This window comes from Boseongicola sp. (assembly GCF_057460485.1).
This window is the reverse complement of the sequence record NZ_JBVCWP010000169.1, coordinates 1-8676: the sequence shown is the minus strand read 5'-3', so window position 1 is coordinate 8676 and position 8676 is coordinate 1. Positions and strand designations below refer to the sequence as shown.

General features: G+C 56.3%; 11 protein-coding genes and 1 tRNA gene. 7 read left to right on the top strand and 5 right to left on the bottom strand.

The window, feature by feature from the left end:
• The coding region (locus AC221Y_RS16345) for a phytanoyl-CoA dioxygenase family protein (protein ID WP_486707759.1) at positions 1 to 559 on the top strand (559 nt) is incomplete at its 5' end.
• Between the two features lie 278 nt (positions 560 to 837).
• On the opposite strand, the gene AC221Y_RS16340 is transcribed toward AC221Y_RS16345, so the two are convergent.
• Positions 838 to 914, bottom strand: a tRNA-Arg gene (locus AC221Y_RS16340).
• Between the two features lie 103 nt (positions 915 to 1017).
• Between AC221Y_RS16340 and AC221Y_RS16335 the strand changes: the two genes are divergently transcribed.
• A complete protein-coding gene (locus AC221Y_RS16335) occupies positions 1018 to 1614 on the top strand; it encodes a TetR/AcrR family transcriptional regulator (RefSeq protein WP_299751205.1) in 597 nt (198 codons plus the stop codon).
• Between the two features lie 20 nt (positions 1615 to 1634).
• Here AC221Y_RS16335 and AC221Y_RS16330 read toward each other — a convergent pair whose 3' ends face one another.
• Positions 1635 to 1946: an ETC complex I subunit gene (locus AC221Y_RS16330; protein WP_299751203.1), complete on the bottom strand. Its 312-nt coding sequence runs from the start codon at positions 1944 to 1946 to the stop codon at positions 1635 to 1637.
• 333 nt (positions 1947 to 2279) lie between these two features.
• On the opposite strand from AC221Y_RS16330, the gene uvrB reads away from it, so the two are divergent.
• Entirely contained in the window at positions 2280 to 4460 is a 2181-nt protein-coding gene (gene uvrB / locus AC221Y_RS16325; RefSeq protein WP_299751200.1) for an excinuclease ABC subunit UvrB, read from the top strand.
• A gap of 210 nt (positions 4461 to 4670) precedes the next feature.
• Here uvrB and AC221Y_RS16320 read toward each other — a convergent pair whose 3' ends face one another.
• On the bottom strand, positions 4671 to 5039 hold the full coding sequence (locus AC221Y_RS16320; protein WP_299751197.1) for an MmcQ/YjbR family DNA-binding protein: 369 nt from the start codon (positions 5037 to 5039) through the stop codon (positions 4671 to 4673).
• Between the two features lie 71 nt (positions 5040 to 5110).
• Between AC221Y_RS16320 and AC221Y_RS16315 the strand changes: the two genes are divergently transcribed.
• The 4 genes from AC221Y_RS16315 to AC221Y_RS16300 all read left to right on the top strand — a co-directional run bounded on the left by AC221Y_RS16315 (position 5111) and on the right by AC221Y_RS16300 (position 6877).
• Positions 5111 to 5494: a VOC family protein gene (locus AC221Y_RS16315; RefSeq protein WP_299751194.1), complete on the top strand. Its 384-nt coding sequence runs from the start codon at positions 5111 to 5113 to the stop codon at positions 5492 to 5494.
• 30 nt (positions 5495 to 5524) lie between these two features.
• Positions 5525 to 5947: an excinuclease ABC subunit B gene (locus AC221Y_RS16310; protein WP_486707758.1), complete on the top strand. Its 423-nt coding sequence runs from the start codon at positions 5525 to 5527 to the stop codon at positions 5945 to 5947.
• A gap of 65 nt (positions 5948 to 6012) precedes the next feature.
• Complete coding sequence (locus AC221Y_RS16305; protein ID WP_299751189.1) at positions 6013 to 6405, top strand: RidA family protein; 393 nt, start codon at positions 6013 to 6015, stop codon at positions 6403 to 6405.
• 4 nt (positions 6406 to 6409) lie between these two features.
• Complete coding sequence (locus AC221Y_RS16300; protein ID WP_299751211.1) at positions 6410 to 6877, top strand: HugZ family pyridoxamine 5'-phosphate oxidase; 468 nt, start codon at positions 6410 to 6412, stop codon at positions 6875 to 6877.
• Between the two features lie 151 nt (positions 6878 to 7028).
• Here AC221Y_RS16300 and AC221Y_RS16295 read toward each other — a convergent pair whose 3' ends face one another.
• Complete coding sequence (locus AC221Y_RS16295; protein WP_486707757.1) at positions 7029 to 7445, bottom strand: DUF4864 domain-containing protein; 417 nt, start codon at positions 7443 to 7445, stop codon at positions 7029 to 7031.
• Between the two features lie 72 nt (positions 7446 to 7517).
• Positions 7518 to 8676, bottom strand: a 1159-nt coding sequence (locus tag AC221Y_RS16290) for a lysine--tRNA ligase (RefSeq protein ID WP_486707756.1), incomplete at its 5' end; no start/stop codon positions are given.

Below are 8676 nucleotides of genomic sequence, written 5' to 3'. Positions count from 1 at the left end.
TGCTCGACACCTTGAAACCGGACTAAAGGATAATGCGATGAGCGAAGTGCTGACGCAGGATCAGATAGATTTTTACAACGAAAACGGCTATTTGATCGTTGAAAATCAAATACCGGACGATGTTATTGCTAATATTCGCACCAAAATCGCCCGGTTTGAGGAAGAAGTGCGCGGCCTGACGGTCAGCAATGACCGCCTAGACCTTGAAGACAGCCACTCCCCCGAAGCACCGCGAATTAGGCGGATCAAGTTGCCTCATACGATCAGCGATGTTGCGCGTGATCTGATGTATTCAGATCATGTACTTGCCTCGATGCGCGATCTGATTGGTCCTGATCTGCGCCTGCACACCAGCAAACTGAACATGAAATGTGCCGGCTATGATGCGGCGGTGGAATGGCATCAGGATTTCGCGTTTTACCCGCACACCAATGACGATTGTGATGAAGTAATCCCCCCATTTATGGAAGCTTTTGTAATTAGAACGAAGCAGCCATTTGGTACTGGTTCAGTTTCATCGCGGGTAGGGGTCTATATGCTGTGCATGAAGGAAGAATAATGGTGTTTTGCACCAGATACTGTGTTTGCGATGGCGGATGGAAAACTACTTTTTATCTCTATTCACCATGCCAAAAACTGGGGGGCTAATTCGCGCAACTATCCAGCGGATTATCTAGGGGCGGCTGCCTACCCTATGGTTTCTCGCACGCAAACTGCGAATGAAGATGGTTTGAGACGCATAAGAACATTTTGCATTTTTTTTGAGGAATTCTGTTCCCCAAAGGCAAGTTCTTGGAGAAAGCCTATTAGAATATCACTTTAACATATTGATTTAATTGGCGATCCCACGAGGACTCGAACCCCGAACCTGCTGATTAGAAGTCAGCTGCTCTATCCAGTTGAGCTATGGGACCGCTAAAGGTGTTATTGGCTTCCCGTTTCGATATTGGCAAGTCTGTTGCGCAGAAAACTCGGGCGCGTTAGGACATTGAACGGCGTTCAGGTGGGAGGTTTTTTATGGCTCATGACACAACCAAGCGGCGCGAGGCTCTGCGCACGACACTCACCGAACTTGCCGAGGCGCATGTTCGCGCTGATGGGCTGGCCTCTTTGCGCGCCCGCACTTTGGCAACGGAAGCCGGATGCGCGGTCGGTGCGATCTACAACGTATTTGATGACATGACTGGGCTGACGCTGGCGGTAAACGGACGCACGTTTCGCCGCCTTGGCACCCACGTTTCTGATGCCGTCGCCAAGGTTGCTGACACCACGCCCACCGAACGTCTCGTCGCAATGGCCGTCGCTTACCTCGAGTTTGCAATCGCAAACCCGAATCTCTGGCGTGCGCTTTTTGACGTCGAAATGTCATCGGATCGCGACGTGCCTGCGTGGTATCTCGAAGAACTCGGTCGCCTCTTTGCCATCATTGCCGGGCCATTATCCGAGTTGCACCCCGACCCGGCACCCGGCGAAATAGACCTGATGACCCGGGCGCTGTTCTCGTCGGTTCATGGAATAGTGCTGCTCGGCCTCGAAAACCGCATTTCAGCAGTCCCGCGCGAGCGCCTTGAGGGTATGATCGAATTTCTCTTGCACCGTGTAACCGCGACTTGAACTTCGTCGGTCAGCGCCGTTTAGTGAGTCCAGGCCCCCCGGCGGTTGGTTGCAAAATTCTCTCCATAGCCACCGGCACGCACATTCGGTTTTCGGGGCTTGGGGTCAGCGACTACGGCCTCAATGCCGTGATCCTTTGCATAATCCAGCGCGGCTTCCTTTGTCGCAAACCGCATCCGAACTTGGGCTTGGGTATCGTCGGAAGACGTCCAGCCCATCAGCGGATCAACTTCGCGGCCCGTGTCGTTGACATATTCCAGCACCCATTCGCGGCTTTTCGCTTGCCCCGAGGACATAGCCGATTTCGCAGGTTTGAAGATGCGCGCTGTCATAACAAGTTCCCTTTTCGCTAAATGATCTATCGCTCAAAAAGGGCTGGTGGCGCAAGGGCAGAAGACGCCTCAGATGAGTGCCAATCGGAGCACTGGGAACGAGAGATGGGTAATTCGCGCGCGGGGGCGGCAACTCGCTCAGCCGCTTCATGCAATCACTATACACGATATGCGTGAGTCATAATTTTTATTTCCTCCTTAGCTTGCGTTTCCACTTAGCGCATTTTTAGCATCAATTCTCTTCAAATTGTCAGCAGCGTCCCAGTTACGGCAAACAACGCCTTGAACCGGAACAAAAGAAGATCAAATCTGATGGACCGAAAGGAATCACCGATGTCCGCCGAACCTGCTCTTCATTCCAGTGCCTCAGGCACCCCTGCCCGCGAGAAACTCGAGGGCGGCCGCGCTTTGGTGATGCACACAGATTTCAAGCCCGCGGGTGACCAGCCGACGGCCATTGTCGAGCTTTCCGGGGGCATTAACGAAGGTGAGCAAAACCAGGTCCTGCTCGGCGCAACCGGCACCGGCAAGACCTACACCATGGCGAAAGTCATCGAGGAAACTCAACGTCCAGCGATCATTCTTGCGCCCAACAAAACACTGGCCGCACAGCTTTATGGAGAATTCAAAGGCTTCTTCCCCGACAACGCTGTGGAATATTTCGTCAGCTTTTACGATTATTACCAACCCGAAGCCTATGTCGCCCGATCCGACACCTACATCGAAAAAGAAAGCCAAATTAACGACCAGATCGACCGGATGCGCCACTCGGCCACACGCGCCCTCCTTGAACGCGACGACGTGATCATCGTGGCGTCTGTGTCCTGCATTTATGGCATCGGCTCGGTCGAAACCTATGGCGCAATGACCCAGGAGCTCATCACGGGCCACGAATACAATCAGCGAAAAGTCATGGCCGACCTCATCGCACAACAATACAAACGCAACGATCAGGCCTTTCAGCGCGGCACCTTCCGCGTGCGCGGCGACTCTTTGGAAATCTGGCCCGCCCACCTCGATAGCCGCGCATGGCGTCTGTCCTTTTTCGGCGAGGAACTCGAAAGCATTGTCGAATTTGACAGTCTCACCGGCGAAAAGACCGGTGCGATGGAAAAGGTGCGCATCTACGCCAACTCCCACTATGTCACGCCCAAACCAACGCTGAAGCAGGCCATTGAAAGCATCAAATCCGAACTGAAAATGCGCCTCGCCCAACTCGTCGACGAAGGCAAACTGCTCGAAGCGCAACGCCTGGAACAGCGCTGTAACTTCGACGTCGAAATGCTCGAAGCCACAGGCCACTGCAACGGCATCGAAAACTACTCACGCTACCTCACAGGACGCGCGCCCGGCGAACCGCCCCCCACGCTGTTTGAATTCATCCCCGACAACGCCATCGTCTTCGCCGACGAAAGTCACGTCTCGGTCCCGCAAATCGGCGGCATGTACAAAGGCGACTACCGGCGCAAATTCACGCTAGCAGAACACGGGTTCCGCCTGCCGTCCTGCATGGACAATCGTCCCCTCAAATTCGAGGAATGGGACGCCATGCGCCCACAATCGATCTTCGTTTCAGCCACACCATCCGCGTGGGAACTTGAGCAGGCCGGCGGCGTCTTTACCGAACAGGTCATCCGCCCCACAGGGCTCATCGACCCGATGATCGAAATTCGCCCGGTGGAAATGCAGGTCGACGATCTTCTCGACGAGGTCCGCAAAGTCACCCAAGACGGCTTCCGAACGCTTGTGACCACGCTCACCAAACGCATGGCCGAGGACCTCACCGAATACATGCACGAACAGGGCATCAAAGTCCGCTACATGCACTCCGACATCGATACGCTGGAACGCATCGAGATCCTCCGTGATCTCCGTCTCGGAGCGTTCGACGTCCTGATCGGCATCAACCTTTTGCGCGAAGGCCTCGACATCCCCGAATGCGGCCTTGTCGCAATCCTCGACGCCGACAAGGAAGGCTTCCTGCGCTCGGAAACTTCCCTCATCCAGACCATCGGTCGCGCCGCACGCAACGAAAAAGGCCGCGTTATCATGTACGCCGACCGCGTCACCGGCTCGATGGAGCGCGCGCTGGGTGAAACCGACCGCCGCCGCGCCAAGCAGATCGCCTACAACGAAAAACACGGCATCACACCCGCGACGATCAAAAAGAACGTCGACGACGTGATGGCCGGTTTCTACAAGGGCGACGTCGACATGAACCGCGTTACGGCCAAGATCGACAAACCGCTTGTCGGCGCAAATTTGCAGGCTGTCTTGGAGGGCTTACGCACCGACATGCGCAAAGCCGCCGAGAACCTCGAGTTCGAAGAGGCGGCGCGTCTGCGAGACGAAGTCAAACGGCTCGAAACTGTACAACTTACGATAGCCGACGACCCCCTGGCGCGACAGTCAGCGGTGGATCAGGCCGTGAGAGACAACGCGAAGGGCAAGGGCCGGAGCACAGCCGGAAAGGCCGGCCAAAAGGGCGGGAACGTGAAGCGGCGGGGCAGGTAGGCTACCTGATATGTCGGTAGCGTTTACGCACGGCACCGACATTGAGAGGCCATTGCCCAAAGGGGAGAGCCCTGAACTGGGAGTATACGAACCTCTGTATCTGGCCCGACCCGCCGGGTTTCAGATTTGGTCACGCATTGAAGCGCTCCTCAAACATGACGCTTTTTGCGTGCGTTCATTGAAGCGTTTCCTGGACCCCACAGCGGGCTTTCAGTCTGAACCAGTACTCACTCCCAACTCCGCCCTAACCTTCTTCGTCAACCTCGCCACCGCCATCTCATAGCTCGCCACGATATGATCCCGCAAAGACGCCTCACTCAACGCCCCCACCTCGTATACTTGCACCCACTTCATCCCCCGCGACGCAAGATAAGGCGCAGGCCGTATTCCCGGCGCGTCCCGCAAAACCTCCCAGGCGATATCCCCCACCTTAAGCGTGAACGCCGAATTCCCCTCGTACCACCCACACAGCGCGATAACCTTCCCACCAACCTTCCACACATCCGCATTGCCCCACTGAACAACATGGCTAGTCGCCTTCAGCCCACCGCAAAACTCGTTGAATTCTTCGCGCGTCATCCCGCCTCCAAGGCTTGCATTCCTGATCCTACTGCGAGACGCTTGGCAAATCCAAATCCAAAGGCCCGCCAATGCCCGTCCTCGCCTTCGACCACGTCAACGTCCGCACTGCGCAACTCGACGAGATGATCACCTTTTACGGCGCCATCCTTGATCTCCACCCCGGCAAACGCCCCGATTTCGGCTTTCCGGGCGCATGGCTTTATCTTGGGGATCACCCCTACATCCACCTCGTCGGCGTCGACGGCAGTGTTGCAGCCGGACTCAACCTGAGCCTCGAACACTTCGCCTTCAGCGCCACAGGCCTCGCCGATTTCCGCGCACTTCTCGATGCGCACACCATCGATCACCGCCTGGCCGTCGTCCCTGGAATGCCCATCGTACAAGTCAATTTTTTTGATCCCGACGGCAACCACATCCACATTGATTTCGATACAGCGGAAATGGAAAGCTGACACGCACAAAGACCGGGCTATATCCCCCACATGCGCACACTCATCGCCCTCGCCCTCCTCGCGACTCCCGCCACCGCGTGGGAGTTCACCGCTTCCCCGGTCTGTACCGTTTCCCATGAAACCGCAGACGGGGCGCTGACGCTCTCCTACGACCCCCGCCTGCCCGACCCCTACGCCATCGCGGTCACCGCAAATACCCAATGGCCCGATGCCCCCATCTTTGGCATACGGTTCGACGGCCCCCGCGCGCTGACTATTACAACCGACCGCCAGATGGTTGACGGCCCAACCGTAACCGTCCGCGACCAAGGCTTCGGCAATGTCTTGAATGGATTAGAATTCAACGCTACGGCCACTGTACTGCTTGGGGACACCGCGTTACCCTTCCCGCTGAACGACGCGGCCCCCGAAATTCAGCGGTTCCGCGCCTGCATCGCCGCACCCATCGCCTGACAATCACCGTCGACAGTCCAGCGCCTTGCGTGCGATGATCTGCACAAACCGCCAAGGACGTCGTCATGCCCCCTGAATTCCACCTTTTTGCAAGCGGACCACGCCCAGTAGCCCCCTTCAGCCACGCCGTTGAAACCGATGGCTGGGTCATTCTGAGCGGACAAATGCCAACCGACCCCAACGCCCCGGACGCGCCGCTCCCCGAAGGCGTCATTGCGCAGACCGCCCGCGTGATGAACAATCTCGCGCCGATCCTTTCGGAACTGGACCTCGAGCTCAGACATGTCGTCCAATGCCGGTGCTTTTTGACCGAATTCGAACGCGACTACGCCGACTTTAACGAATGTTACCAAAGCTACTTCCCCGCCGAGCGACGTCCGGCCCGAACCACCGTGGGCGTCACGGCTTTGGCGGTCGGCGCACTTGTCGAAATCGACTGCATCGCGCGCAGACCCTGACATCATGGCTCAGGATCCAGTCCGCCCCACCGACGACGATGCTCGCGCCCTTGCGCGCGATCTGATCAATGACGCCACCTTCGGCGCCCTCGGCGTCATCTGGGACAGCGCACCAATGGTTACCCGGATTGCCATCACAACCGATACAGATGGCTGCCCCATCACATTGGTGTCGGATTTATCCACCCACACAAAAGCCTTAAGAAAGGCGCCCAAAGCCTCGCTGCTTGTCGGAGAACCCGGACCCCGCGGCGATCCACTGACGCATCCCCGACTGACGCTGCAAGTAGACGCCCAATTTGTCCAAAAAACCCAAGCCCGTATAGACCGCTATCTGTCGCTTCAGCCCAAGGCAAAAATCTACATCGGCTTCACCGACTTCCATTTTGCACGTCTTACCCCCTATGACGCTCACCTGAATGGCGGTTTTGGCAAAGCGTTTCGCCTGTCCCGCGATGATTTACTATTATGAAGGCCATCGAAAACAGCGCCAAAAAGAGACCCTCCACCACGAAGAGACGGCGAAACTGCTGTCGTGATTAGCCCGTGATCATTCGAGCGTCGGAAAATGGATTTAGCGGGAGTGGCTTAAACCAGCATAAACCATGCGTTTGCTGAAAGGCTCATGCACCTACATCCGGCGTGCGCAAAAGCTGCACGCCATTGATGCGCCAGCCCTCGGTCGTTTGGATCATCTGATAATCAAGAATGTGGACGGTGCCAGCGGCATCTCGCACCAGTACCTTCTGCCACAGGTTGCCAGCAACCTCGCGCAATTCCAAAAACCGAAACTCATCCGGGCGCCAGACCATCGGATAGCCGTTCTTGACCATTGTTCCGAAATTGTCGGCGTCGCGAAATAGCATCTGAATGTTCGGCGATGCAAAGGTGAACGCCTCAGCGAAATCATCCGCCTGAAAAGCCTCGATCTGATCTTGGATTGTACCTTCGATGGCCGGTTCCGCTGGCAAAACATCAGCGGCAATGAGCAACCCAGACCATCCGATCCAAAGCATAATTCCGAATACAAATCGACGCATGTCGCTCTCCTTTTCCGCTGCTTCTCTTTTAAAAGATACGCGGGTCAGGCGAGTTTGGTTCAAAAAATCGCCTTAGGACAGCTCGCCCGCCAACGCGCGATCCATCAGGGTAATCGTCTCCGGCACCCCGTACAGCGCAATAAACCCGCCAAACCGAGGCCCCTGCGACGCGCCCAAAAGCACCTCGTAAAGCGCCTTGAACCAATCGCGCAGCGGCTCGAACCCATGCTGTTTTCCGACGGCAAACACCATCGACTGCAACTCTTCCGGATCCGCTCCACCATCCCAATCGGCAAGCCGATCACGCAAGTCCTCAAGCGCTGCACGCTCCATTTCACTTGGCGCACGAAACTCGCGCGTCGGGCGCACAAAATCGTTAAAATATCGCACCGCGTGCCCCGCAGCCTCATCCATATCCGGGTGCGTCTCAGGCGTTGCATCCGGCGCATAGCGGCCAATAAAACCCCAAAGCGTTTCCTTGTCCTTGGCACCTGAAACCGACGCCAAATTCAACAACATCGCAAACGGCACAACCATATTCGACACCGGCACTTCGCCCTGATGAATATGGAACACCGGATTGGCCAGCCGCGCCTTTTCGTCTTGATCAACGTAGGCCCGAAGCTGCTGGTGATACTCGTCCACCGCTTTCGGGATCACATCGAAAAATAACCGCTTCGCCGTCTTCGGCTTTTGATACATGAAATACGACAGGCTTTCGGTCGAGGCATAGGTCAGCCATTCGTCAATCGAAATGCCATTGCCCATCGACTTCGAAATCTTTTGGCCAATCTCATCAAGGAACAATTCATAGGTGAACACCTCGGGCGCACGGCCCCCAAGCACCCGACAGATGTTGGAATAAATAGGCGTGTTCGGCGCGTGCTCCTTACCGTAGGGCTCGAAATCCACACCCAAAGCCGCCCAGCGCGCGCCAAAATCCGGCTTCCACTGAAACTTTACATTCCCGCCTGTCACCGGAAGCGTCGTCTCCGTGCCGTCCTCGTCATCAAAGGTGACAGTGCCATCCTTGGCATTCACCTCTTTCATTGGAACATACAAAACCCGGCCCGTCGTCGGGCTGATCGGCAGGAAAATCGAATAGGTCTGCTGGCGTTCTTCGCGCAGGCTTTTCAACATCACGGCCATCAGATCATCGTAACGCTCGCACGCCAGCAAAAGAGTTTCGTCAAAGCGCCCCGAGGCATAAAATTCTGTCGCCGAATAGAAT